Origin of the sequence: Spirillospora sp. NBC_01491, assembly GCF_036227065.1 — a bacterium.
In the GTDB taxonomy this organism is placed as follows: Bacteria; Actinomycetota; Actinomycetes; order Streptosporangiales; family Streptosporangiaceae; genus Spirillospora; species Spirillospora xylanilytica.
Window position 1 is genome coordinate 149,519 of record NZ_CP109432.1, and the last position, 24,815, is coordinate 174,333.

At 72.6% G+C, this 24,815-nt stretch carries 22 protein-coding genes; 15 read left to right on the top strand and 7 right to left on the bottom strand.

Translation table 11 applies throughout. The annotated features are described in order from the left end of the window. Window positions 1-20 precede the first annotated feature (20 nt). The 9 genes from OHA34_RS00720 to OHA34_RS00760 all read left to right on the top strand — a co-directional run bounded on the left by OHA34_RS00720 (window position 21) and on the right by OHA34_RS00760 (window position 10,649). Window positions 21-1,181 (top strand): GNAT family N-acetyltransferase, encoded by a 1,161-nt coding sequence (locus OHA34_RS00720; protein ID WP_329520392.1) that lies wholly within the window; start codon window positions 21-23, stop codon window positions 1,179-1,181. 113 nt (window positions 1,182-1,294) lie between these two features. Next, the gene (gene ruvC, locus OHA34_RS00725) at window positions 1,295-1,852 is read left to right on the top strand and encodes a crossover junction endodeoxyribonuclease RuvC (protein WP_285943910.1); all 558 of its coding nucleotides are present in this window, start codon (window positions 1,295-1,297) and stop codon (window positions 1,850-1,852) included. Then, window positions 1,849-2,451 (top strand): Holliday junction branch migration protein RuvA, encoded by a 603-nt coding sequence (ruvA, locus tag OHA34_RS00730; RefSeq protein WP_329520393.1) that lies wholly within the window; start codon window positions 1,849-1,851, stop codon window positions 2,449-2,451. The genes ruvC and ruvA overlap by 4 nt, the downstream gene beginning before the upstream one ends. Further along, a complete protein-coding gene (gene ruvB / locus OHA34_RS00735; RefSeq protein WP_285943908.1) occupies window positions 2,448-3,515 on the top strand; it encodes a Holliday junction branch migration DNA helicase RuvB in 1,068 nt (355 codons plus the stop codon). The genes ruvA and ruvB overlap by 4 nt, the downstream gene beginning before the upstream one ends. Window positions 3,516-3,693: 178 nt before the next feature. Continuing rightward, complete coding sequence (gene yajC, locus OHA34_RS00740) at window positions 3,694-4,248, top strand: preprotein translocase subunit YajC (protein WP_285943906.1); 555 nt, start codon at window positions 3,694-3,696, stop codon at window positions 4,246-4,248. Window positions 4,249-4,290: 42 nt separating this feature from the next. Continuing rightward, on the top strand, window positions 4,291-6,096 hold the full coding sequence (secD, locus tag OHA34_RS00745) for a protein translocase subunit SecD (RefSeq protein ID WP_329520394.1): 1,806 nt from the start codon (window positions 4,291-4,293) through the stop codon (window positions 6,094-6,096). Between the two features lie 2 nt (window positions 6,097-6,098). Further along, entirely contained in the window at window positions 6,099-7,289 is a 1,191-nt protein-coding gene (secF, locus tag OHA34_RS00750) for a protein translocase subunit SecF (RefSeq protein WP_329520395.1), read from the top strand. A gap of 108 nt (window positions 7,290-7,397) precedes the next feature. Further along, window positions 7,398-7,922, top strand: a complete 525-nt coding sequence (locus OHA34_RS00755; protein WP_329520396.1) for an adenine phosphoribosyltransferase — start codon at window positions 7,398-7,400, stop codon at window positions 7,920-7,922. 552 nt (window positions 7,923-8,474) lie between these two features. Continuing rightward, complete coding sequence (locus tag OHA34_RS00760) at window positions 8,475-10,649, top strand: RelA/SpoT family protein (RefSeq protein ID WP_285944064.1); 2,175 nt, start codon at window positions 8,475-8,477, stop codon at window positions 10,647-10,649. Window positions 10,650-10,716: 67 nt separating this feature from the next. Here the strand turns inward: OHA34_RS00760 and aspS are convergent, their stop codons facing one another. The 3 genes from aspS to OHA34_RS00775 are packed head-to-tail and all read right to left on the bottom strand — an operon-like array spanning window position 10,717 to window position 14,498. Next, window positions 10,717-12,477 (bottom strand): aspartate--tRNA ligase, encoded by a 1,761-nt coding sequence (aspS, locus tag OHA34_RS00765; RefSeq protein WP_285943901.1) that lies wholly within the window; start codon window positions 12,475-12,477, stop codon window positions 10,717-10,719. After that, window positions 12,474-13,757, bottom strand: a complete 1,284-nt coding sequence (gene hisS, locus OHA34_RS00770) for a histidine--tRNA ligase (RefSeq protein WP_285943900.1) — start codon at window positions 13,755-13,757, stop codon at window positions 12,474-12,476. The genes aspS and hisS overlap by 4 nt, the downstream gene beginning before the upstream one ends. Window positions 13,758-13,769: 12 nt before the next feature. Then, the gene (locus OHA34_RS00775; protein WP_285943899.1) at window positions 13,770-14,498 is read right to left on the bottom strand and encodes an MBL fold metallo-hydrolase; all 729 of its coding nucleotides are present in this window, start codon (window positions 14,496-14,498) and stop codon (window positions 13,770-13,772) included. Between the two features lie 289 nt (window positions 14,499-14,787). Here OHA34_RS00775 and OHA34_RS00780 point away from each other — a divergent pair, with 289 nt between their 5' ends. Further along, window positions 14,788-15,588: a peptidylprolyl isomerase gene (locus tag OHA34_RS00780; protein ID WP_285943898.1), complete on the top strand. Its 801-nt coding sequence runs from the start codon at window positions 14,788-14,790 to the stop codon at window positions 15,586-15,588. Window positions 15,589-15,661: 73 nt separating this feature from the next. Further along, a complete protein-coding gene (locus tag OHA34_RS00785; RefSeq protein ID WP_285943897.1) occupies window positions 15,662-16,897 on the top strand; it encodes a DUF349 domain-containing protein in 1,236 nt (411 codons plus the stop codon). Window positions 16,898-16,940: 43 nt separating this feature from the next. Here the strand turns inward: OHA34_RS00785 and OHA34_RS00790 are convergent, their stop codons facing one another. The 4 genes from OHA34_RS00790 to OHA34_RS00805 form a co-directional block, all read right to left on the bottom strand. Next, window positions 16,941-17,504 carry a TIGR03086 family metal-binding protein gene (locus OHA34_RS00790; protein WP_285943895.1) on the bottom strand — a complete coding sequence of 188 codons (564 nt, stop codon included), beginning with the start codon at window positions 17,502-17,504 and terminating at the stop codon, window positions 16,941-16,943. Between the two features lie 46 nt (window positions 17,505-17,550). After that, window positions 17,551-18,276 carry a DUF305 domain-containing protein gene (locus tag OHA34_RS00795; RefSeq protein WP_285943894.1) on the bottom strand — a complete coding sequence of 242 codons (726 nt, stop codon included), beginning with the start codon at window positions 18,274-18,276 and terminating at the stop codon, window positions 17,551-17,553. Next, the gene (locus OHA34_RS00800; RefSeq protein ID WP_285943893.1) at window positions 18,273-18,878 is read right to left on the bottom strand and encodes a DUF3105 domain-containing protein; all 606 of its coding nucleotides are present in this window, start codon (window positions 18,876-18,878) and stop codon (window positions 18,273-18,275) included. The genes OHA34_RS00795 and OHA34_RS00800 overlap by 4 nt, the downstream gene beginning before the upstream one ends. Window positions 18,879-18,980: 102 nt before the next feature. Then, a complete protein-coding gene (locus OHA34_RS00805) occupies window positions 18,981-19,433 on the bottom strand; it encodes a hypothetical protein (protein WP_285943891.1) in 453 nt (150 codons plus the stop codon). Window positions 19,434-19,724: 291 nt separating this feature from the next. On the opposite strand from OHA34_RS00805, the gene OHA34_RS00810 reads away from it, so the two are divergent. The 4 genes from OHA34_RS00810 (at window position 19,725) to alaS (ending at window position 24,743) form a co-directional block, all read left to right on the top strand. Further along, window positions 19,725-21,014 carry a replication-associated recombination protein A gene (locus OHA34_RS00810; RefSeq protein WP_285944063.1) on the top strand — a complete coding sequence of 430 codons (1,290 nt, stop codon included), beginning with the start codon at window positions 19,725-19,727 and terminating at the stop codon, window positions 21,012-21,014. 216 nt (window positions 21,015-21,230) lie between these two features. Continuing rightward, a complete protein-coding gene (locus OHA34_RS00815; RefSeq protein ID WP_285943890.1) occupies window positions 21,231-21,650 on the top strand; it encodes a DUF948 domain-containing protein in 420 nt (139 codons plus the stop codon). Between the two features lie 100 nt (window positions 21,651-21,750). After that, a complete protein-coding gene (locus OHA34_RS00820; RefSeq protein ID WP_285943889.1) occupies window positions 21,751-22,071 on the top strand; it encodes a DUF6167 family protein in 321 nt (106 codons plus the stop codon). Between the two features lie 2 nt (window positions 22,072-22,073). After that, a complete protein-coding gene (alaS, locus tag OHA34_RS00825; protein WP_329520397.1) occupies window positions 22,074-24,743 on the top strand; it encodes an alanine--tRNA ligase in 2,670 nt (889 codons plus the stop codon). The last annotated feature ends 72 nt before the right edge of the window (window positions 24,744-24,815 follow it).

Below are 24,815 nucleotides of genomic sequence, written 5' to 3' on the forward strand. Positions count from 1 at the left end.
CATGGCGTACGGTCTGGATCATGGAGATTCGCGCACTCGGTGCCGAGGAGATGGCCCGCACCCGTGACATCCGCTCCAGGGCCTTCGGGGCCATATCGGACGAGGCATGGGCGAACCGGCTGCGCGTCGCCGGGCCCGGCGTGGAGGCCGGGCGGTACCTCGCCGGATTCGACGGCGGCCGGGTGGTGGCCACGGCGTCGGTGTACGACATGACGCAGTGGTGGCGCGGGCGGTCGGTGTCGATGGCGGGAGTCAGCGGCGTGACCGTCGCCCCCGAGGAGCGGGGCCGCGGCGTCGGCCGCGCGATGATGACCGCCACGCTGCGGCGCTGCGCCGAGTTCGGACACGCGCTCTCGATGCTGTTCCCCCTGACCACGCCCCTCTACCGCTCGTTCGGATGGGAGCAGGCGGGCGCGCAGCACTGGACCGAGCTGCCGGCCGAGGCGCTGCGCGCCGTCCGGGCCGACGCGCGGGTCCCCGTACGGCGGCCCACGGCCGACGATGCCGCCGAGGTGGCCGCCGTCATCGACCGCGTGCACCGGACCGCCCTCGACTCCGGCCCGGTCGGCCTCGGAACGGCGCATTGGCGCATGGTTCTGCAGGAGGAGTCGAACTACGTCCACCTCGCCGAGGACGGATTCCTGTCCTACCACTGGGCCGATGGCAACAACGTGCTGAAGGTCGACCGCCTCGTCGCGGGCTCCGAGCGGACGCTCCGGGCCCTGTGGGCGATCGTCGGGTCGGGCTCCTCGGCCGCCCGCACCGTCCGCGCCTGCATCGGGCCGCAGGACCCCGTGCTGTGGCTCCTGCGCGAGCGCTCAGTCGAGGACGTCCGCCGCAAGCAGTGGATGCTCCGGGTGGTGGATGCGCCCGCCGCGATCGAGGCCCGCGGCTACCCGCCGGGGATCACCGCCGACGTCCCGCTCCGCGTCGAGGACGAGCACCTTCCCGCCAACGCCGGTTCCTGGCGGCTGACCGTCCGGGACGGCGAGGGGCGGCTGGAACGGTCCGCCGAAGACCCCGGCGCCCTGCGGCTCGGCGCCCGCGGCCTGGCCGCGCTCTACGCCGGCGTCCCCGGGGGCACCCTGCTGCGCTCGGGCCTGATCGAGGGCGGCGCGGCCGAGGCGGACGTGCTGTCCGGCGTCTTCGCGGCCTCCCCGTTCGCCCTCGACTACTTCTGACCGGCGCCGGCCCCGCCCGGCCCCGCTCCGGAACGGCCGCGCGACTTCCGGGCGGTGCGCCCGTCGGCGCGACGTTGTCGGCCGGGACCGGTAGCGTGTCGCCTGCCGAACAGATGATCGAAGGAGTGGCCGTGCGGGTGATGGGCGTGGACCCTGGGCTCACCCGGTGCGGGGTCGGCGTCGTCGACGGCGCCCCGGGCAAACCGCTCCGGCTGGTGCGCGTCGAGGTCGTGCGCTCCGCCCCGGACGACGAGGTCGCCCGGCGGCTGCTCGCCGTCGAGACGGGCATCGAGGCGCTGATGGACGAGCTGTGCCCGGACGCCGTCGCGGTCGAACGGGTGTTCGCACAGAACAACGTGCGCACCGTGATGGGCACCGCGCAGGCCGCCGGCGTCGCGATGCTGGCCGCGGCCCGACGCGGCCTGCCGGTCGCGCTGCACACCCCGAGTGAGGCCAAGGCCGCGGTGACCGGCAACGGCCGCGCCGACAAGGCCCAGGTGACCATGATGGTGACCCGGCTGCTGAGGCTGGACGCCCCGCCGAGGCCGGCCGACGCCGCCGACGCGCTGGCGCTGGCGATCTGCCACGTCTGGCGCGGCGGCGCGCAGTCCCGGCTCGACCAGGCGCGCCTGGCCGCCCGCACCAAGAGCACAGGAGGATACGGGCAGTGATCGCCTTCGTCAGCGGCCAGGTGGCCGCCGCCGGACCGGACGGGGCCGTGATCGACGTGCACGGCGTCGGCTTCGCGGTGCAGTGCACCCCCGCCACCCTTGCCGGCCTGCGGGTCGGCGAGGAGGCCAGGGTGCCGACCTCGATGGTCGTCCGCGAGGACTCCCTCACCCTGTTCGGCTTCGCGGACGACGACGAGCGCCAGGTCTTCGAGCTGCTCCAGACCGCCAGCGGCGTCGGCCCCCGCCTCGCCCTGGCGATGCTCGCCGTGCACAGCCCCGACGGGCTGCGCCGCGCGGTCGCCGCCGAGGACCTGACCGCGCTCACCAAGGTCCCCGGCATCGGGAAGAAGGGCGCCCAGCGCATCGTCCTGGAGTTGAAGGACCGACTCGGCGACCCGGCCGGCGGCGCCGAAGGCGCGCGCGCCCCCGTGCGCGCCGCCGCGTGGCGCGACCAGGTCCAGGCCGGCCTGATCAACCTCGGCTGGACCGTTCGTGACGCCGACGCGGCCGTCGACGCGGTCGCCGCCGACCTCGGCGCCGGCGAGGCGCCGCCGGTCGCCGCGCTGCTCAAGGCCGCGCTGAAGAAGCTCAGCAAGTGAGCGAGCCCGACGAGCGGCTCATGTCGGCGAGCGCCGACGGGTCCGAGGAACAGGTGATCGAGGCCGCGCTGCGGCCCAAGAAGCTCGACGACTTCATCGGCCAGGAGCGCGTCCGCGAGCAGCTCTCGCTGGTGCTGCACAGCGCGATGCGGCGCGGCCGGACGCCCGACCACGTGCTGCTGTCGGGCGGCCCGGGGCTCGGCAAGACCACCCTCGCCATGATCATCGCGGCGGAGCTGGGGCAGCCGCTGCGGATCTCCTCCGGGCCCGCGATCGAGCGGGCCGGCGACCTGGCCGCGGTGCTGTCCACCCTCTCCGAGGGCGAGGTGCTGTTCCTCGACGAGATCCACCGGCTGGCCCGGCCCGCCGAGGAGATGCTCTACATGGCGATGGAGGACTTCCGGGTCGACGTCGTGGTGGGCAAGGGCCCCGGGGCGACCGCGATCCCGCTCGACATCGCCCCCTTCACCCTGGTGGGCGCCACCACCCGGGCCGGGATGCTGCCCGGCCCGCTGCGCGACCGGTTCGGGTTCGTCGCGCACATGGACTTCTACGACCCGGCCGAGCTGGAGGTGATCGTCCGGCGGTCCGCGCGGCTGCTGGAGGTGGAGATCTCCGACGCGGCGTCGGCCGAGGTGGCCGGACGGTCCCGCGGCACCCCGCGCATCGCCAACCGGCTGCTGCGCCGCGTCCGCGACTACGCCGAGGTCCGCTCCGACGGCACCGTCTCCGAAGACCTGGCGAAGGCCGCGCTGCACCTGTACGAGGTCGACGAGCGCGGCCTCGACCGGCTCGACCGGGCCGTCCTGGAGTCCCTGATGCGCAAGTTCGGCGGGGGGCCGGTGGGGCTGTCCACGCTGGCGGTGTCGGTGGGGGAGGAGCCCGAGACCGTCGAGGTGGTCGCCGAGCCGTTCCTGGTACGGCAGGGCCTGCTGGCGCGCACCCCGCGGGGCCGCATCGCGACCCCGGCCGCGTGGGCCCACCTCGGCCTGACCCCGCCGCCGGGCGCGCCGATGGCGGGTACCCTCTTCGAGGTCGGCGACGACCCCGGTCAGGGTGAATAGTGATCATCTGGTAACGGGTTGGGAACTTCCCGGCGTCGTCGCTCGTCACGTCGTTGCCGGGGTCTGGCGTACTCTCTAGACTCCGGGACTTGGTTCACACCGTCTCCAGCCGGCGGACCTCGGACGAGGCCGATCTGGCCACAGGCTGGGCAAAACACATCGGAAGGATGCCCCTGTGATGGGCAGCAACATGATTATCGCGGCCGAATCGGGCGGCAGCGGGGCCACCTCCCTGCTGCTTCTGCTCGCCGTGCCCCTGGTCTTCTACTTCCTGCTGATCCGGCCGCAGAGCAAGCGCCGGAAAGAGCAGCTCCAGATGCAGAACCGCATGGAGCCGGGCGCGCGGGTGCTGACCACCAGCGGCATGCACGCCACGGTCGTGTCCGTCGACGACGACGGCCTGACCCTCGAGATCGCCCCCGGCGTCGAGGCCCGCTTCGTCAAGCAGGCCGTCATGCAGGTCCTGAAGGACGAGGTCGAGGACGCCGAGCTCGACGAGGACGACGAGATCGAGGACGGCGACGAGGACACCGCCTCCGGCGACTCGGTCGACCTGGCCAAGAAGGGCGACGAGGTCGGGCTGTCCAAGTCCGGGACCGACGCCGGGGCCAAGGGCTCGAAGGACGCGGCGAAGGACGTTGCCGATGGCGGCGCGGACGAGTCCGGCGAGGCCGGCGACGTCCCGTCCAACGGGAAGGCCAAGGCCGAGGCAGTGGAGAAGCCCTCGGCCTGACGCCCGGCCGGCAACGACTCAAGACGGGAAGTAAGACGACCAGTGGCTCCGCCTCGTAGCAACGTTTCCAGGCCAGGGCGCACACTCCTCGCGCTCTTCGCGGTCATCGCCGCCCTGATCGGCGTGATGCTCCTCCAGGGCCGCCCGGTGCCCAAGCTGGGCCTGGACCTCGCCGGCGGGACGACCGTCACGCTGACCGCCAAGACCACGAGCGGCAAGTCGCCGCCGTCCAGCCAGATGGACCAGGCCGTCAAGATCATGACGCAGCGGGTCAACGGCCTGGGCGTGGCCGATGCGGAGGTCGCCAAGCAGGGCAGCAACAACATCGTGGTGAACGTGCCCGGCGAGGGGCAGAGCCGCGTCGTCCAGCTGATCGGGACCACGGCCAAGCTCCAGTTCCGTCAGGTCTTCGCGGTCGCCGACGGCAAGCCCACCACGGCTCCGACGGCCTCGCCCTCGGCGAGCCCGACCGGCAAGGGCAAGGGCAAGAAGAGCCCCGAGCCGAGCACCTCGCCCTCGGCCAAGCCGTCGTCGTCGGCCGTGCCGGGGACGCCCACGGCGTCGCCGCGGGGCCGCGCGCTCTCCCAGGCGCTCACCGCGCCGACGCCCACGTCCGGATCGTCCGCCCCGCCCTCGGCCCCGGCCTCGCCGGAGCCGACCGCGCAGCCGACGCTCCCGCCCGAGGCGCAGCAGGGCGCCGACCTGTCGGGCGTCGACAAGGCCGTGATCAAGCAGTTCGAGGAGCTCGACTGCACCCAGGCCGACAAGCGGGTGCCGGGGGCCAACGACCCCAATCGCAAGTGGGTCGCCTCCTGTGACCAGAAGGCCGAGAACGGTCAGGTCGCCAAGTACATCCTCGGGCCGGTCCGGGTCCTGGGCGAGGACGTCTCCAGCGCCAACGCGATGCCGCCGGACGCGCAGCAGGGACAGGCCAGCTGGTCGGTCGCGCTGAAGTTCGACGGCAAGGGCGGCAAGCAGTTCGGCGAGGTCACCACCCAGGCCTACCAGGCCTACCAGCAGAACCCGAGCTCTCCGCAGGCGCAGGTCGCGATCGTGCTCGACGGGCAGGTCGTCTCCGCGCCCAGCATCAACCGCGGTGCGATCACCGGCGGCACCGCCAGCATCGACGGGCCGCCCGACAGCTTCACCCAGCAGTACGCCACCGACCTCGCCAACGTGCTGAAGTACGGCGCGCTGCCGCTGGAGTTCACCCAGAGCTCGATCGACGAGGTGTCCTCCACGCTCGGCTCCGACCAGCTCAGGGGCGGGCTGATCGCCGGCGGCATCGGTCTGATCCTGGTGCTGCTCTACTGCCTGGCCTACTACCGGGGCCTCGGCCTGGTGGCGGTCTCCAGCCTGCTGGTCGCCGCCGGCATCACCTATCTGATGGTGGTGATCCTCGGCGAGAACATGGGCTTCCGGCTGTCGCTGCCGCACATCATCGGCCTGATCGTCTCCATCGGCATCACCGCCGACTCGTTCATCGTCTACTTCGAGCGGCTGCGCGACGAGCTGCGGGCGGGCCGCCGGCTGCGGCCCTCGATCGAGAACGCGTGGAAGCGCGCCCGCCGCACCATCCTGGTCGCCGACGCGGTGACCTTCCTGGCCGCGCTGGTGCTGTTCTTCCTCGCCGTCGGCGGCGTCGCGGGCTTCGCGTTCGCGATGGGGCTCACCACGCTGATCGACGTGGTCGTGGTGTTCTTCTTCACCAAGCCGATGGTCGCGCTGCTGTCCAGGACCGACTTCTTCGGCAAGGGGCACCCGATGTCGGGGCTGGATCCGCGCAAGCTGCACCGTAGGCCCGAGCCCGACGCGGCCACCCGTCCGTCGACGCGTCAGGAGGCCTGACCATGGGATTTCGCGGATCCGTCGCCCGGATCTACCGGGGCGAGGTCAGTGCCAACATCGTCGGCAAGCCGAAGCTGTGGTACACGATCTCGGGGCTGCTGCTCCTGCTGTCCATCACCGGCCTGCTCGTGCAGGGGCTCAACTTCGGCGTGGAGTTCAAGGGCGGCTCGGTCTTCACCTTCAAGGCCCCGACGTCGTCCATCGAGCAGGTCCGCGGCGCCGTCACCGGCGGCGGCGCGCACCAGGCCATCGTGCAGAAGGCCGGCGAGGACTGGCGGGTCACCACCGAGAGCCTCGACTCGGCGCAGGTCACCAAGGTCAAGGACAACGTCGCCAAGGACCTGAGCGTCCAGCCCGACAAGGTCAGCACCCAGGTGGTCGGAGCCTCGTGGGGTGGTGAGATCCAGAAGAAGGCCTGGCAGGCGCTGGCCGTCTTCATGATCTTGATCATCGCCTACCTGTCGGTGGCCTTCGAATGGCGGATGGCGCTGGCCGCAGTGGTGGCGCTGGTGCACGACCTGGTCATCACCGCCGGCATCTACGCCTGGTCCGGCTTCGAGGTCACCCCGGCCACCCTGCTGGGATTCCTGACCATCCTCGGCTACTCGCTGTACGACGCCGTCGTGGTGTTCGACATGATCAAGGAGGTCACCAAGCCGCTCGGGCCGACCTCCAAGGTCACCTACAGCCAGGCGGCGAACGAGGCGATCAACAACACCCTGGTCCGCTCGCTCAACACCTCGCTGGTGGCGATCCTGCCGGTGGCGGCGATCCTGTTCATCGGGACCTCGCTGTTCGGCGCCGGCACGCTGAAGGACCTGTCGCTCGCGCTGTTCGTCGGCATGATCGTCGGCACCTACTCCTCGATCTGCGTGGCCACCCCGCTGCTGGTCCAGCTCAAGGAGCGCGAGCCGAAGTACCGGCAGCTGCGCGAGAACATCGCCCGCCGCGAGCAGAGCGCCAAGCGCAAGGCCAAGACCGCCAGGGCGGCGGGCGCCGCCGAACCCGCGGACCAGGCCGACGGCGACGACGGCGACGGCGACGACGACGCCCCCGACGACGGCGCCTCCGGGGACGATCCGTCCGCCGACGACGTGCGGGCCTCGGTCACCGTCCGCAAGGTCGTTCAGCAGGGACCGCGGCACCAGCCGCGGCGCGGCTCCCGGCAGCAGCGCCGGGGCGGCGGCAAGTAGCACCCGTTTTCCGAGAGCCGAAACCAGCGTTTCCGGCCGTGCCAGTGCCCGCCATCCCTCCGGTGGCGGGCACCGGCACGGCCGGCGCATGAGCAGGGAGCGTGCCCCATGGACCTCGACAAGCTGATCCGGGACCGGATCCGCGACATCGACGACTACCCCAAGCCGGGCGTGGTCTTCAAGGACATCACGCCGCTGCTGGCCGACCACGTGGCCTTCGCGGGGGTGGTCGACGCGATCGTCAACCACCACGGCCGCGGCACCATCGACAAGATCGTCGGGATCGAGGCGCGCGGGTTCATCCTCGCCGCCCCGGTCGCCTACCATTTCGGCGCGGGCTTCGTCCCGGTGCGCAAAAAGGGAAAGCTGCCGGCGCGGACGCACGAGCAGACCTATGATCTCGAATACGGGACCGAGACGATCCAGATGCACACCGACGCGTTCGGCCCCGGTGAACGGGTGTTGATCGTCGACGACGTGCTGGCCACCGGGGGGACGGCCAGGGCGGCGGCCGAGCTGGTCCGCCGGGCCGGTGGAGAGGTCGCCGGGCTGTCGGTGCTGATGGAGCTGTCATTCCTGCACGGCCGCGACAAACTAGGGGATCTGGACGTCCATTCCCTGGTTACGGTCTAGCACGAAAAGGGCGCCGGATACACTGGGCGACATCACGGTCCGGTGGGGACGGGCGCTTCCCGCGGGGCGGGCAGGCAGTGCGCCCACTGGGTCTAAGGAGGCTGGGTGCCAGGTGAGGTGGTATCGACCGGCGCGCTGAGCGACGCCGTGGCGGGCCCCGAGCCCGGCGCCGGACGGGAGACCGCCGCGACCGGGCCCGGCGAGGCGGGCGCGACGGCGGCCCGCCCGGGGCCGGTCGCGACCGGCCCCGGCACGTCGGGAGCCGCCGAGACGGCCCCGGCGCCCGCGGCGCCTCCCTCGCGCGGCGACGGGCCCGCCCGGGACCGCGCCCAGACCGGAGCATCTGACCAGGGAGAGCGCGAGCCCGGGAGCCGCGCCGCCCGCTCCGCCTCCACCGGGGGGTCCGCGGACCCCTTTCCGGAACCGGCCACGGAGCCCGCCTCCGCGGCCACGCCGTCCATCACCTCCAGACCGACGCCGGCCACGATTCCGCCGTCCGCCGCCCGGGTGCGACGCAGGCTCGCCAGGCTGGGCGCCCAGCGGGGCCCCACTATGAACCCGGTACTCGAACCACTCATCAAGACGGTCCGCAACACCCATCCGAAGGCGGATCTGCGGCTCATCGAGCGCGCCTACGACGTCGCGGCGCACTACCACCGCGAGCAGAAGCGCAAGAGCGGCGACCCCTACATCACCCATCCGCTCGCGGTCTCCACGATCCTCGCCGAGCTGGGCATGAACACCGAGACGCTGTGCGCGGCGCTGCTGCACGACACCGTCGAGGACACCCCGTACACCCTCGACGAGCTGCGCGCCGACTTCGGCGACGAGATCGCCGCCCTGGTCGACGGGGTGACCAAGCTCGACAAGGTCAAGTACGGCGAGGCCGCCGAGGCCGAGACGGTCCGCAAGATGGTCGTGGCCATGTCCCGCGACATCCGGGTCCTAGTGATCAAACTCGGCGACCGGCTGCACAACATGCGCACGCTGCGCTACATGCCGCGGCACAAGCAGGAGAAGAAGGCCCGCGAGACGCTGGAGGTGTTCGCACCGCTGGCCCACCGCCTCGGGATGAACACCCTCAAGTGGGAGCTGGAGGACCTGGCGTTCGCCACCCTCTACCCCAAGCGCTTCGACGAGATCGCCCGGCTGGTCTCCGAGCGCGCGCCGCGGCGCGACATCTTCCTCCAGGAGGTCATCGAGAACGTCTCGGGCGACCTGCGGGACGCTCGGATCAAAGCGACGGTGACCGGACGGCCCAAGCACTACTACTCGATCTACCAGAAGATGATCGCCCAGGACGTCAGCTTCGACGACATCTACGACCTGGTCGGCATCCGGGTCCTGGTCGACAGCGTCCGCGACTGCTACGCGGCCCTCGGCTCGATCCACGCGCGATGGAACCCGGTCCCCGGCCGGTTCAAGGACTACATCGCGATGCCGAAGTTCAACATGTACCAGTCGCTGCACACCACGGTGATCGGGCCCGAGGGCAAGCCGGTCGAGCTCCAGATCCGCACCTGGGGGATGCACCGCCGCGCCGAGTACGGCGTCGCCGCGCACTGGAAGTACAAGGAGGAGACGGTCGCCGGCCGCAAGGCGGGCGACATGCAGTGGCTGCGCCAGCTGCTCGACTGGCAGAAGGAGACCGCCGACCCCGCCGAGTTCCTGGAGTCGCTGCGCTTCGACCTGTCGGTCTCGGAGGTCTTCGTCTTCACCCCCAAGGGCGACGTGATCGCGCTGCCGCAGGGCGCCACCCCGGTCGACTTCGCGTACGCGATCCACACCGAGGTCGGCCACCGGTGCATCGGCGCCCGCGTCAACGGCCGGCTGGTGCCGCTGGAATCCGCGCTCGACAACGGCGACGCCGTCGAGGTCTTCACCTCCAAGTCGCAGGACGCCGGGCCGAGCCAGGACTGGCTCAACTTCGTCAAGAGCGCCCGCGCCCGCAACAAGATCAAGCACTGGTTCTCCAAAGAGCGCCGCGACACCGCGATCGAGACCGGCAAGGACTCCATCGCCCGCGCGATGCGCAAGCAGAACATGCCGCTCCAGCGGATGATGTCGGGCGAGGCGCTGCTCGCCCTCGCCCGCGACATGCGCTACCCCGACGTCTCGTCCCTGTACGCCGCCGTCGGCGAGAGCCACGTCTCGGCGCAGCACGTCGTGCAGCGGCTCGTCGACGCGCTCGGCGGTGTCGAGAGCGCCGAGGAGGACCTGGCCGAGATCGCGCTGCCCACCCGGCGCAAGCGCAAGACCCCCGCGGGCGACCCCGGCGTGGTCGTGGCGGGCGACTCCGACGTCTGGGTCCGGCTGTCGCGCTGCTGCACCCCGGTCCCGGGCGACGACATCGTCGGCTTCGTCACCCGCGGCCACGGGGTCTCGGTGCACCGCAACGACTGCGCGAACGTCGCCAGCCTGAAGACCGAGCCCGACCGGCTGATCGACGTCAAGTGGTCGCCCGGCGAGGACTCGGTCTTCCTGGTCGCGATCCAGGTCGAGGCGCTCGACCGGCCCCGGCTGCTGTCGGACGTCACCCGGCTGCTGTCGGACCAGCACGTCAACATCCTGTCGGCCTCGGTCACCACCACCCGCGACCGCGTCGCCGTCAGCCGCTTCACCTTCGAGATGGGCGACCCCAAGCACCTCGGCCACGTCCTCAAGGCCGTCCGGTCCATCGACGGCGTCTACGACGTCTACCGCGTCACCAGCGGCGCCACCCGCTGACGCGCCGCCCGGGCCGGAACGGCGAGAGGCCCGCCGCGGGTGCGGCGGGCCTCTGCGGTCCTGCGGGTCAGGCTTCGGCGGGGGCGTCCTCGGGGATCACGTCGATGCCCGCCTCCTTGCGCTGCTGCGGGGTGATGGGGGTGGGCGCGGCGGTCAGCGGGTCGTAGCCGGACGCCGCCTTCGGGAAGGCGATCACATCGCGGATCGAGTCCTGCCCGGCCAGGAGCATGACGGTGCGGTCCCAGCCGAACGCGATGCCGCCGTGCGGGGGCGGGCCGAACTTGAACGCCTCCAGCAGGAAGCCGAACTTCGACTCGGCCTCCTGCTTGGACATGCCGAGCACCTCGAACACCCGCTGCTGCATCTCGGCGCGGTGGATGCGGATCGAGCCGCCGCCGATCTCGTTGCCGTTGCAGACCAGGTCGTAGGCGTCGGCGAGGGCCGAGCCCGGGTCGTCCTGGAAGGTGGCGGCGTACTCGGGCTTGGGCGCGGTGAACGGGTGGTGCACCGAGGTCCAGCCGATCTGCTCGCCCTTGTCGTCCTCGACCGGCTCGAAGACCGGGGCGTCCACCACCCAGGTGAACGCCCACGCGGACTCGTCGATCAGGCCGCGGCGGCGGCCGATCTCCAGTCGGGCCGCGCCGAGCAGCTCCTGGGTGGCGTGCCGCTTGCCCGCGCCGAAGAAGATCGCGTCGCCGGGCGCGGCGCCGGTCGCGGCGGCCAGGCCGGCCTTCTCGGTGTCGGACAGGTTCTTGGCGACCGGGCCGCCGAGGGAGCCGTCCGGCTGGAGCAGCACGTAGGCGAGGCCGCGGGCGCCGCGGGCCTTGGCCCAGTCCTGCCAGGCGTCCAGCTCCTTGCGGGTCTGCGCGGCGCCGCCGGGCATCACGACCGCGCCGACGTAGGGGGCCTGGAAGACGCGGAAGGAGGTGCCGGCGAAGTACTCGGTGAGGTCGGTCAGCTCGTTGCCGAACCGCAGGTCGGGCTTGTCGGAGCCGTACCGGGCCATCGCCTCGGCGTAGGTGATGTGCGGGATCGGCCGGGGGATCTCGTGGCCGGCGATCTCCTTCCAGAGCCGCGCGACCAGGTCCTCGCCGACCTGGAGGACGTCGTCCTGGTCGGCGAACGACATCTCGATGTCGATCTGGGTGAACTCGGGCTGCCGGTCGGCGCGGAAGTCCTCGTCCCGGTAGCAGCGGGCGATCTGGTAGTAGCGCTCCAGGCCGCCGACCATGAGGAGCTGCTTGAACAGCTGCGGCGACTGGGGCAGCGCGTACCAGTGGCCGGGCTTGAGCCGGACCGGGACCAGGAAGTCGCGGGCGCCCTCAGGGGTGGAGCGGGTCAGCGTGGGCGTCTCGACGCTGACGAAGCCGCGCTCGCGCAGCACGTCGTGCACGAGGAACGCGGCCTCGGAGCGGATCCGCACGGTGCGGGCGACCGACTCGCGGCGGATGTCGAGGTAGCGGTACTTGAGCCGGACCTCCTCGTTGACGTTGACGTCGCCCTCGATCGGGAACGGCAGCGGGGCGGCCTCGGAGAGCACCTCGATGTCGGTCGCGGCGACCTCGATGGCGCCGGTCGGCAGCTCGGGGTTCTCGTTGCCCGCGGGACGGATCCGGACCTCGCCGACGACCTTGACGCAGTACTCCGCGCGCAGGTCGTGGGCGGCCTCGTCCTCGCGGAAGACGACCTGCGCGGTGCCGGAGGCGTCGCGCAGGTCGATGAAGGTGACCCCGCCGTGGTCGCGGCGCCGGCCGACCCAGCCGGCCAGCGTCACCTGCTGCCCGGCGTGCTCCGGGCGGAGGGTTCCCGCCTCGTGCGAGCGGATCATCGTGAAAGCCTTTCCGTCAGCGTCGAAGTGAGCTCGGTGAGCGGCACGGCCGCCTGGTCGCCGCCGGCCAGGTCCTTGACCTGGGCGGTGCCGGCGGCGATATCTCGCTCGCCGAGGATCACCGCGTACGCGGCCCCGGACCGGTCGGCGTCCTTCATGGCGCCCTTGAGCTTCTTGCCCCCGTAGGCCATGTCGGCGGCCACACCGGCGCCGCGCAGCTCGGCGACCAGGCCGAACAGCCGCCGCTCGGCGTCCTGGCCGAGCGCGACGCCGAACACCTGGCAGCGCGGCTTGACGGCGAACGCCGCGCCCTGCGGGGTGCCGGACTCGGCCTCCAGCGCCAGGATCGTCCGGTCGAGGCCGAGCCCGAAGCCGATGCCGGGCAGCGCGGGGCCGCCGATGTCCTCCGACAGGCCGTCGTACCGACCGCCGCCGCCGATGCCCGACTGGGCGCCGAGCAGGGGGTGGTCGAACTCGTAGGTGGTGCGGGTGTAGTAGTCGAGCCCCCGGACCAGGGTGGGGGTGTCCTCCCACCCGATGCCGAGGTCGCCGAGCAGCTCGCGGACCCGGTCGTGGTGCGCCTTGCAGGCGGCGCACAGGTGGTCGGCCATCAGCGGGGCCCCGGCGAGCCGCTCGCGCACCTGGGGCCGCTTGTCGTCCAGGACCCGCAGCGGGTTGATCTCGATGCGCTCGCGGGTGGCCTCGTCGAGGTCGAGCCCGCGCAGGAACTCCTGGAGCAGGGCCCGGTAGGCGGGACGGCACTCCTTGCAGCCGAGGGAGTTGAGCAGCAGCCGCACCCCGGTCAGGCCGAGCGAGCGGTACCAGTTGGACGCGATCGCGATCGTCTCGGCGTCGACCTGCGGGTCCTCGCTGCCGATCGCCTCCAGGTCGAGCTGGTAGAACTGCCGGTAGCGGCCCTTCTGCGGCCGCTCGGCGCGGAACGCGGGGCCGGTGGTCCACACCTTGACCGGCAGCGCGCCCTCCTTGTGCAGGTTGTTCTCCAGCACCGACCGCAGCACCGTCGCGGTGAACTCGGGACGCAGCGTCAGCGACCGGCCGCCGCGGTCCTCAAAGGTGTACATCTCCTTGCTGACCACGTCGGTGGACTCGCCCACGCCGCGCTTGAACAGGTTGGTGTCCTCGAACACCGCCAGTTCGAGGTAGCCGTAGCCGGCCAGCCTGGCCTGCTCGGCGAACGCCTCGCGGATGGCGTAGAACAGGTCGGCGCGCGGAGGAACGTATTCACTGACCCCCTTGGGGGCCTGGAAGCTCGAACTCATGATCTTTTAGGCTCAGAATCCCTTGTCAGGACCGTCGGAGGGCACCAGATCCGGGTTTCCTGGGGAGTCCCCCCGCGGGAGGTCCTTAAGGAACGGATTGGTCGCGCGCTCACGGCCGATGGTGGTCTGCGGCCCGTGGCCGGGCAGCACGGCGGCCTCGTCGGGCAGGCTGAGGCACACCCGCGACAGGCTCGCGAGGATCTCCTCGTACGAGCCGCCCGGCAGGTCGGTGCGCCCGATCGACCCGGCGAACAGCAGGTCGCCGGTGAACACCACGTCGGGGACGTCGCCCGCCGGAGGCGTCCGGAAGGTCACCGACCCGGGCGTATGGCCCGGGGCGTGGCCCACGGTGAAGCTCAGCCCGGCCAGCTCGAGCGCGTCGCCGTCGGCCAGCTCCTTGACGTCGTCGGGCTCGGTCAGCGTCAGCCCGCCGAAGAACTGCTGCCCCGCGTTCAGCGACAGGCCCTTGGCCGGGTCGGTGAGCAGGTCGCGGTCGTCCGGATGGATGTAGGCGGGGACGTCCTTGGCGCCGCACACCGGGGCGACCGACCAGACGTGGTCGATGTGGCCGTGGGTGAGCAGGACCGCCACCGGCTTGAGCCGGTGCTCGCGCAGGAGATCGTCGATGCCGCCCTGGGCGTCCTCGCCGGGGTCGACGATCACGCACTCCTCGCCCGCGGCGGGCGCCACGACATAGCAGTTCGCGGCGAACGATCCAGCTGGGAACCCTGCGACGAGCACGATCGTCCTTCCTTTTGGGCCGTTTCGGCCGGGCCGTGTGAGCGGGCGTCCCTGTGTCTTTCCTGAACGTTTCCGCGGAGCCGTGTTCCTCATGCTCCGCGGCCCGAGGACGGGCTCCGGGCGCGCGCGGTGGCTCCGAGGGTACCGGCGCGGCCGTGGCCATCGCGAACGAGATAGCAGATCGCCGTGTCGGCGCGGCGTAGCGGGCACCGGACGGGCGGCGCGTCCGGCCGCCGGTACCGCTACTATGCGCTGCACGTTCACCTGATCACAGCGGAGGGGCAGGCACGTGGCGGGGAAGGACCGCAAGAAGCAGCTCGCGCGGCAGCGCTACGAGCGTCAGGAGCAGCGCCGGCTGGCCGAGGCCGCCCGCGCCCGCCGGATCCGCGTCATCGGCGCGGTGGTGGCGGTGGCGGTGATCGCCGGCGGCGCCGCCGGGATCGCGGTGATGCTCGGCAAGGACGACCCGTCCAAGGCCGACGCCGCGGCGCCCACCGCGTCGCCGCAGGCCAAGGTCAAGCCCGGGGAGTGCGCCTACACCCCGGCACAGAGCGAGGGGGCGCCCAAGGACCTCGGCACGCCGCCGGTCAAGCCGGCCCGCACCGGCACGGTCAAGGCCGAGATCAAGACCAGCCAGGGCGACATCGGGCTGAAGCTGGACGCCAAGAAGGCGCCGTGCGCGGTGAACTCCTTCGCCTTCCTGGCCGACAAGGGCTTCTGGAAGAAGAGTCACTGCCACCGGTTGTCGGCGAGCGAGGGGCTGAAGATGCTCCAGTGCGGCGACCCCACGGGCAGCGGCTCCGGCGGTCCCGGCTACCAGTTCGCCAACGAGAACACCGAGGGCGCCAAGTACACCAAGGGCACGCTCGCCATGGCCAATTCCGGCGCCGACACCAACGGCAGCCAGTTCTTCCTGGTGTACGGCGATTCGCAGCTGTCACCCGACTACACGGTGTTCGGCGAGATCACCTCGGGTCTGGACGAGCTGGAGAAGGTCGCCAAGGCCGGCGTCGAGAAGGCGGGACAGGACGGCACCGGCGAGCCGAAGAAGAAGGTCACGATCCAGGACGTCACGATCGCCGGGAAATAGGCGAACGGGATACTAAGGTGTGGAGGGTCCGGTGAGTGTGAGCACGATCGGACCTGCGATTCAGGAGGCAAGGGTGTCCAGCGCGACCGATCCCTGGGGCCGGGTTGACGAGGACGGCACCGTCTATGTCAGGACGTCGGACGGCGAACGCGTCGTGGGGTCCTGGCAGGCAGGGGCCCCCGAGGAGGCGCTGGCCTACTTCAAGCGCAAGTACGACTCGCTGGCCACCGAGATCGGCCTCCTGGAGCAGCGGGTCCGCACCACCGACCTGCAACCGGCCCAGGCCCAGCAGAGCGTCCAGCGGCTGCGCGAGGCCGTGACCGACGCGCACGCCGTGGGCGACCTCGAGGCGCTGGCGCGGCGGCTCGACGGCCTCACCGAGCAGGTCGGCCGGCGCCGCGAGGAGGTCAAGGCGCAGCGCGAGCACGCCCGGCACGAGGCGCGCGAGACCAAGGAGCGCATCGTCGCCGAGGCCGAGCGCATCGCGGTCGAGGAGACGCACTGGAAGAACGGCGGTGAGCGGCTCCGGCTGCTGGTCGAGGAGTGGAAGGCCGCCGAGCGCATCGACCGGCCCACCGAGACGGCGCTGTGGAAGCGGCTGTCCTCGGCCCGCAACGCCTTCACCAAGCGCCGCAAGGTCTACTTCGCGACCCTGGACGACCAGCGCGAGGAGGCCCGCCGCGAGAAGGAGCGGCTGGTCGCCGAGGCCGAGACGATGACCGGCTCCACCGACTGGGGCGACACGGCGGCCGCCTACCGCGAGCTGATGCGCCGCTGGAAGGCGGCCGGCCGCGCCGGGCGGGACGCCGAGGAGGACCTGTGGGCCCGCTTCAAGGGCGCCCAGGACACCTTCTTCGCCGCCCGCACCGCGGTCTTCGCCGAGCGTGACGCCGAGTTCCAGGTGAACGCCGAGGAGAAGGAGCGGATCCTCGCCGAGGCCGAGCGGCTGCTGCCCGTCCGCGACGTCCGGCAGGCGCGGCAGGCGCTGCGCACCCTCCAGGAGCGCTGGGAGGCGGCCGGGATGGTGCCGCGCGACCAGCGCGACCGGCTGGAGGGGCGGCTCCGCAAGATCGAGGAGACGATCCGCTCCGCCGAGGAGTCGGAGTGGCGGCGCACCAACCCCGAGGCCCGCGCCCGCGCCGAGGCCACGGTGACCCAGCTGCGCACCACCATCGAGCAGCTGGAGAAGCGGCTCGGCAAGGCCCGCGACGCCGGCCGCGCCAAGGACGCCAAGGACGCCGAGGAGGCGCTGGCGGCCCGCCGTGCCTGGCTCGAAGAGGCCGAGCGCACCCTGGCCGAGTTCTCCTGACCGCCCGTCCCCCCGCGGCCCCTGGGTCCGCTCGGCCTCCGGCTCAGACGGCGCGGCCGAGGAAGCTCAGCAGCCTGGTCTGCTCGTCGGCGCCGCGCGGGGCCGGCCGGGCCGGGCCGAGCCTCCCGGTCTCGCGCAGCGTGGCGGCGAGCACCTGGGCGGTCGCGAACGCGTGGTGCACCAGGTCGGGGTCGAGCCGGGCCGGCTGCCCGGTGGCCCGTGCCAGGTCCCAGGCGTGCACCAGCGGCTCCAGGATGTAGCCCTCCAAGAAGTCGCCCAGCGGCAGTTCGCCGAGCCCGGCGAAGGGGATCGGGCGGGCCAGCGCCTCCGGGGTGAGCGCCGCGGCGCACTCCTTGCGGGCGGTGCGCCAGGCCATCAGCGCGTCCCCGGGGCTGAACGCGGCGGGGGCGGCCCACAGGTCCGGCGGGGGTGCCCCGGCGGCCAGCGCCTGGATCATGCGCTGACCGCCGGTGACGTGCCCGGCGACGTCCCGCGCGGTCCATCCCGCGCACGGTGACGGCGCCTCCCAGCCGTCGCGGGCGACCCCGCCGACCACGCCCTCGAAGAGATCCAGTGCCCGGTGGTAGCCGGTGAGTGTCTGAGCCATGGTGGTCAGTGACCCGCGATCGGCGTTCGCTGTCAAGCACAACGGCTCAGACGGCCTCCGACCCGCGCTCCCTCAGCATCCGGTTCATCAGATCGATCTCGGCCTGCTGCCCGTTCACCATGCTGCGCGCCAGCGCCCGCACCCGCGCGTGCCCGGTGCGGTCCAGGACCGCCTCGGCCATGGCGACGCCGGCGCGGTGGTGGGCGACCATCAGCCGCAGGAAGAGGATCTCGGCGGCACGGCCCGAGGCGTGCTCCAGCTCGCCCAGCTGCTCGCGCGTCGCCATCCCCGGCATCCTGGCCGCGCCGGCCCCCGCCTGGAGCGCCGGGGACACGGTCGGGGGTGCCGCCCGGGACGCCCCGCCGTGGCCGCCGTGGCCGGACATCCAGCGCATGGGCCCGGCCGGGTCGCTCTTCGGGAGGTCCCACTCGTCCAGCCAGGCCGTCATCATGCCGATCTGTGCCGACTGGGTGTTGATGATGTCGTAGGCCAGTAGCCGTACGGCCGCGTCCCCGGTACGGTCCCGGACGATGAACGACATCCGTACCGCCTGGGCGTGGTGGGCGCTCATGTCGCGCGCGAACCCGGCCTCGGGCCCGTCGGTCCCGGGCCGCTCCGAACGCAGCGTCGCCAGGCCGGTCAGGACGGCCGCGATCAGGACGACGGCCACGGCGAGGACGACGGTCGCCCGCCGCCCCCGCCCCCGCCCCCGCGCCGGAGTGGCGGCGGCGGGGGCGGAGGCGGACTCGGCGGGCTCGTTCGCCGAGGTCACGGGGTGTCCTTGGCCCCGTCGCAGGCCGCGCCGGGCTCCTGGGTCTGCGGGCCCTTCACGAAGGCGCGGAGGAACGCGTCGATCCGCCCGTCGTCGGCGTTCTGCACCTTGACCTGCTTGCCCCACGCGGTGAGGGCGAGGGGGGCGTCCAACCCCGGGTAGGGGCTCATCAGGGTGTAGTCGGTCGCGCTGACCTTGTCCTGGAGGAGCTTGACCTGGTCGGCGGGCAGGTCGGGCCGGTAGGAGATCCATACGGCGCCGTGCTCCAGCGAGTGCACCGCGTTCTCGTTGCGGAGCTGCCGGTCGTAGACGTGGGCGTCGCAGTTCTGCCACATCGGGTCGTGGGCGCCGCCCATCGGCGGGCTGGTGTCGTACTTGACCGGGTCGGAGGTGTGGTCGCGGCTGAGGCCGTCCTTCTGGACCAGCCCGGCGATCGCGCCGCCGGAGCCGGAGGCCGACGACGGTCTGCTCTGCATGAAGGCGTAGGAGATCGCGACGATCGCCACCACGCCGATCACGGCGAAGAAGGCGATGCCGCCCCAGGGCACCTGGCGCTGGGTCAGGACGTTGCGCTGCGCGCGGTTCCGGGCGTTCTTGGACACGGGACGAACCTCTCAAGGCTGCTGTACTCGCGAAGACGGGACGTGCGGAGCCGCCGTGCCGCCGTGGGCATGGCGCCATCCGCGGGCCTCACGGCCCGTCCGTCACAGCCGCAGCACCTGAAGGGAGCTCAGCGAAGGAAGCGGCGGTGCTCCGCCCGTCCGGGGGGCGGGGGCCCGGCCGCGCCGCGCCGGGAACCGCAGGCCCGAGCGGCGCGGGGCGGCGGCCAGCGCGAGCACCATGAGGGTGAGCAGGACGGCCATCGAGAGGCAGGCGTACAGCGGGCCGGACAGCGGTGAGTCGGACGGGGCCGCCCAGGCCCCCCGGATCGCGGCCGGGCCGCCGTCCGGAGCGGCGACCGCCGCCGGGCCCGCCTCGTCGCCATGGTGCGACAGCGCCTCGGCGACGCCGGACGGCACGGTGACGTAGTGCTCGGTGCACACCCGCATCGGCGGCGCGTGGCCCAGCCCGTAGCTGAAGACCAGCCCGGCCACGACGAGGAGCGCCACGAGCAGGCCCGCCTGCCCGTGCCGCCGCCGCAAAGCCGTACCGGCCACCGTCACGCTCCTGTTTTCACCTTCGCGCGATACCAACGCCGCAGCCCCGCGCGGGGTTCCCGGGACGGCCGCCGCACCGCGCGCCCGCCGGGACGGCGGCGCTCTGCCCGGGATGTCCGCGGGGCGGGATAGTCTCGGCAAGTGACCAGCAGGGTGGAACCGGGCCAGCCGGAGGGCCTCTTCGACGATCCGGCGGGGGAGGCGACCGCCCCCTCCGCCTTCGCCGGGAGCGTGCCCGCGGCCGGGTCGTCCGGCGGACGCGGCGGGGCGGAGCAGCCGCTCGCCGTCCGGATGCGCCCGCGCGGCCTGGACGAGGTGGTCGGGCAGGCGCACCTGCTCGGCCCCGGCACGCCGATCCGGCAGCTCGTCGACCGGGACGTCCCGATGTCGCTGGTGCTGTGGGGTCCGCCCGGCACCGGCAAGACCACCCTCGCCACCGTCGTGAGCCACGCCACCCAGCGCCGCTTCGTCGAGGTCTCCGCGGTCAGCGACGGGGTCAAGCGGGTCCGCGCCGAGATCGAGCTGGCCCGCCGCGAGCTCGGCATGACCGGCCGGCAGACCGTCCTGTTCGTCGACGAGGTGCACCGCTTCAACAAGGCCCAGCAGGACGCGCTGCTGCCGGCCGTGGAGAACCGCTGGGTGTCGTTCATCGGCGCCACCACCGAGAATCCGTTCTTCTCGGTGATCAGCCCGCTGCTGTCCCGGTCGCTGCTGCTCACGCTCGAGCCGCTCGGCGACGACGCGCTGCGCGAGGTGGTCCGGCGGGCGCTCGCCGACGAGCGGGGGCTGGACGGCGCGGTCGAGCTCGACCCGGCCGCCGAGGACCACCTGATCCGGCTGGCCGGCGGCGACGCCCGCCGCACCCTCACCTACCTGGAGGCCGCCGCGCTGGTGGTCGAGGACGGGCGGCCGATCGACGCCGACGTGCTGGAGCGCGCGGTCGACCGGGCCGCGGTCCGCTACGACCGCGAGGGCGACCAGCACTACGACGTGATCAGCGCGTTCGTCAAGAGCATCCGCGGCAGCGACGTCGACGCCGCGCTGCACTACCTGGCCCGCATGATCGAGGCGGGCGAGGACCCCCGCTTCATCGCCCGGCGGCTGATCGTGCACGCCAGCGAGGACGTCGGGATGGCCGACCCGACCGCGCTCCAGACCGCGGTTGCCGCGGCGCAGGCGGTCGAGTTCGTCGGCCTGCCCGAGGCCCGCATCAACCTGGCCCAGGCGGTGATCCACCTCTCCCTGGCGCCCAAGTCCAACGCGGTGATCACGGCGGTGGACGGGGCGCTCGGCGACGTCCGCAAGGGCCTGGTCGGATCGGTCCCCATGCACCTGCGCTACGCGCATTACAAGGGCGCGGCGAAGGTCGGGCACGGCCAGGGCTACAAGTACGCCCATGATCATCCGGGCGGGGTGGTCGCGCAGCAGTACGCGCCCGACCCGGTGCACGGGCGCGAGTATTACCGTCCGACCAAGCACGGCGCCGAGGGCCGCTTCACCGAGGTCCTGGCGCGCATCCGCTCGGTGCTGCGCGGTTCCGCCGGCGGTGGCCGGGGCCGCGGCGGGGGGCAGGGCGGCTGACCGCGCCGATGATCATTCCGGGGCCATGATCCCGCCATCCGGCGCCGCCGCCCGGTAGCCTGCCGGGACAACCTGGGGTGCCGGGCCCCCGCCGCCGCAGCGGCGCGGCCGGGCCGGACGGGGCCTTCCGCTCCGCACGGCCGGGACCGGTGCCCACGGTATGGTCTGTCAGGCCGGGCCCGGCCCTGAGCCGAAACACAGCGAACGGAGGCCCTGATGCTTACTGGTGGACAGCTGGCCGGCCTCATCGTGGCCGTGTTCTGGGCGGTCCTCGTGTCCTTCCTCGCTTTCACCCTGCTCAAACTCGCCCGCCTGCTCCGCGAGGCCGGAAAGGTCGTCTCCGAGTTCGGCGACCAGGCCGGGCCCCTCATGGAGGACATGACCCGCACCGTCCGGCGCGCCAACGAGCAGCTCGGCCGCACCGACGTGATCACCAAGCAGGTCGCCGGCGTCACCCAGAACGTCTCGGCGGTCACCACCGTCATGACCTCCGTGGTCGGCGGCCCGCTGGTCAAGGCCGCGGCCTTCTCCTACGGGGTCCGCAAGGCCCTCGGTAACCGCGACGGCGCCGGCCGCGAGCACGGCGGCGACCGCCCGCAGCTGCCCGCCCGCCCGTCCGGCAAGGTCCGCAAATGACCCGCGCCGACGCCTACCCGCGGCGCCGCGAGGGCGCACACCCCCGGCACCGCGCGGACACGCTCCCGCGGCACCGCGCCGCGAGACGGGGCGGTGCGCGATGAAACGGCTGTTCTGGCTCTCGGTGGGCGCCGGCGCCGGCGTCTACGCGACCCACCGGGTCAAGCGCAAGGTGGAGCGGTTCGCGCGCACCTGGTCCCCGGAGGGCGTCGCGGTCCGCGCGGTCGGCGCCGGGCAGGGCGCCGGGCGGCGGCTGCGGTACTTCGCCTCCGACGTGCGCACCGAGATGCAGGCCCGCGAGGCGGAGTTGCGCGAGGCGATCGAGATCGACCAGGCTCCGCCCGAACTCGAGGGTCCCCGGCGCCGCCGGGTCCTCAAAGCGCGTTACACGATCATCGACGACGACAAGGATGGCCACTGATCATGGAGTCGGCAGAGGTGGCGCGCCGCTTCCTCAAGTTCTACGAAGAGCGCGGGCACGCCGTGGTGCCCTCGGCCAGCCTGATCGCCGAGGACCCGACCCTGTTGCTGGTCAACGCCGGCATGGTCCCGTTCAAGCCGTACTTCCTCGGCCAGCGCACGCCGCCGTCGCAGCGGATGACCAGCGCCCAGAAGTGCGTCCGGACGCCGGACATCGAGGAGGTCGGGAAGACCACCCGGCACGCCACGTTCTTCCAGATGCTGGGGAACTTCTCCATCGGGGACTACTTCAAGGAGCAGGCGATCCCGTTCGCCTGGGACCTCCTGACCCGGCCGGAGGGCGAGGGCGGCTTCGGTTTCCCCGAGGAGAAGCTGTGGGTCACCGTCTTCCAGGATGACGACGAGGCCCGCGGCATCTGGCACGACAAGGTCGGGGTCCCGCTGGACCGGATCCAGCGCCGCGGCATGGAGGACAACTTCTGGTCGATGGGCGTGCCCGGCCCGTGCGGACCCTGCTCGGAGATCTACTACGACCGGGGCCCCGAGTACGGCCGCGAGGGCGGCCCCGTCGCCGACGAGGACCGCTACCTCGAGGTGTGGAACCTGGTCTTCATGCAGTTCGAGCGCGGACCCGGCAGCGGCAAGGACGACTTCCCGATCCTCGGCGAGCTGCCGTCCAAGAACATCGACACCGGCATGGGCCTGGAGCGGATGGCGGCGATCCTCCAGGGGGTCGACAACATCTACGAGACCGACACGCTCTGGAAGGTCCTCGACCGGGCGGCCGAGCTGACCGGCGCCGGGTACGGCCGCGACCACCGCGCCGACGTGTCGCTGCGGGTCATCGCCGACCACGTGCGCAGCGGCACGATGATGGTCGCCGACGGCATCCGTCCCGGCAACGAGGGCCGCGGTTACGTGCTGCGCCGCATCCTGCGCCGCTCCATCCGCAACCTGCGGCTGCTCGGCGGCGACTCCGCCGGGCTCATGCACGAGCTCACCGCCGTCGCGGTCGCGGCCATGGGAGAGCAGTACCCCGAGCTGGTCCGCACCGCCGCCGGCATCCACACGGTGATCGACGCCGAGGAGGACTCCTTCCTCCAGACGCTGCGCACCGGCACCACGATCTTCGACACCGCGGTGGCCGAGACCCGGCGGTCCGGCAGCCCCGCGCTCGCCGGCGAGCAGGCGTTCAAGCTGCACGACACCTACGGCTTCCCGATCGAGCTGACCCTGGAGATGGCCTCCGAACAGGGCCTCCAGGTCGACGAGGCCGGCTTCCGCCGGCTCATGGCCGAGCAGCGCGACCGCGCCAAGAAGGACGCACGCGACAAGAAGACCGGCAACCTCGACGTGTCGGTCCTGGACGACCTGCTCACCCGCTCGGGCGGCAGCGTCGACTTCATCGGCTACGACAACGTGATCGGCGAGGCCCGCCTGGTCGGGCTGCTGGTCAACGGCGGCAACGTGCGCGCCGCCGGCGAGGGCGCCGAGGTCGAGGTCGTCCTGGACCGTACCCCGTTCTACGCCGAGGGCGGCGGCCAGCTCGCCGACCACGGCGTCATCCGGCTCGGCAACGGCGCCGTCGTCGAGATCGACGATGTGCAGACCCCGCTCGCCGGCCTGGTCGTGCACCGCGGCCGGGTCCGCAGCGGCGAGGCGCAGACCGGCGACACCGCCTACGCCGAGATCGACGTGTCGCGGCGCCGGGCGATCTCCCGCTCGCACACCGCGACCCACATGGTGCACGCCGGGTTCCGCCGCGCCCTCGGCGAGTCCGCCGCGCAGGCCGGCTCGGAGAACTCGCCCGGCCGGTTCCGGTTCGACTTCACCGCCTCGGGCGCCGTGCCGGTCAGCGTGCTGCGCGACGTGGAGGACGAGGTCAACGACGTCCTGATCAACGACATGGACGTGCGCGCGTTCCACACCTCCATCGACGAGGCCCGCTCGATGGGCGCGCTCGCCCTGTTCGGCGAGAAGTACGGCGACCGGGTGCGGGTCGTCGAGGTCGGCGACTACTCCCGCGAGCTGTGCGGCGGCACCCACGTGGCCCGCTCCGGGCAGCTCGGCCTGATCAAGGTGCTCGGCGAGGCGTCCATCGGCGCCGGCGTCCGCCGTGTCGAGGCCCTGGTCGGCATCGACGCCTTCCGCTTCCTGGCCCGCGAGAGCGTGCTGGTCGCGCAGCTCGCCGAGCAGATGAAGACCCGCAAGGACGAGCTCCCCGAGCGGATCTCCGGGGTGGTCACCCGGCTCCGCGACGCCGAGAAGGAGCTCGACAAGCTCCGTTCCCAGCAGGTCCTGGCGATCGCCGGCTCGCTGGCGGACGGCGCCCGGGACATCGGCGGGGTCGCCTACGTGGGCCACCAGGCCCCCGCCGGCACCGGCGCCGACGACCTGCGCAAGCTCGCCGTGGACGTCCGCGGCCGGCTGGCCGCGCGTCCCGCCGTCGTGATGGTCGTCGGCGTGCCCAAGGACCGTCCGGTCGTGGTCGTCGCCGTCACCGAGGGCGCCCGCGAGCGCGGCCTCAAGGCCGGCGCGCTGGTCGGCCTGGCCGCCAAGGCGCTGGGCGGCGGCGGTGGCGGCAAGGACGACCTGGCCCAGGGCGGCGGCGCCAACGCCGGTGCGCTGGGCGACGCCCTGGCCACCGTGGAACGAGCCGTAGGGGCCGTGTGACCGACGTGCGGACCATGGGGCCCGCGAAAGACCCAGCATGGCGCCCGGAATTGCGGACACGGCGCCTCGAGT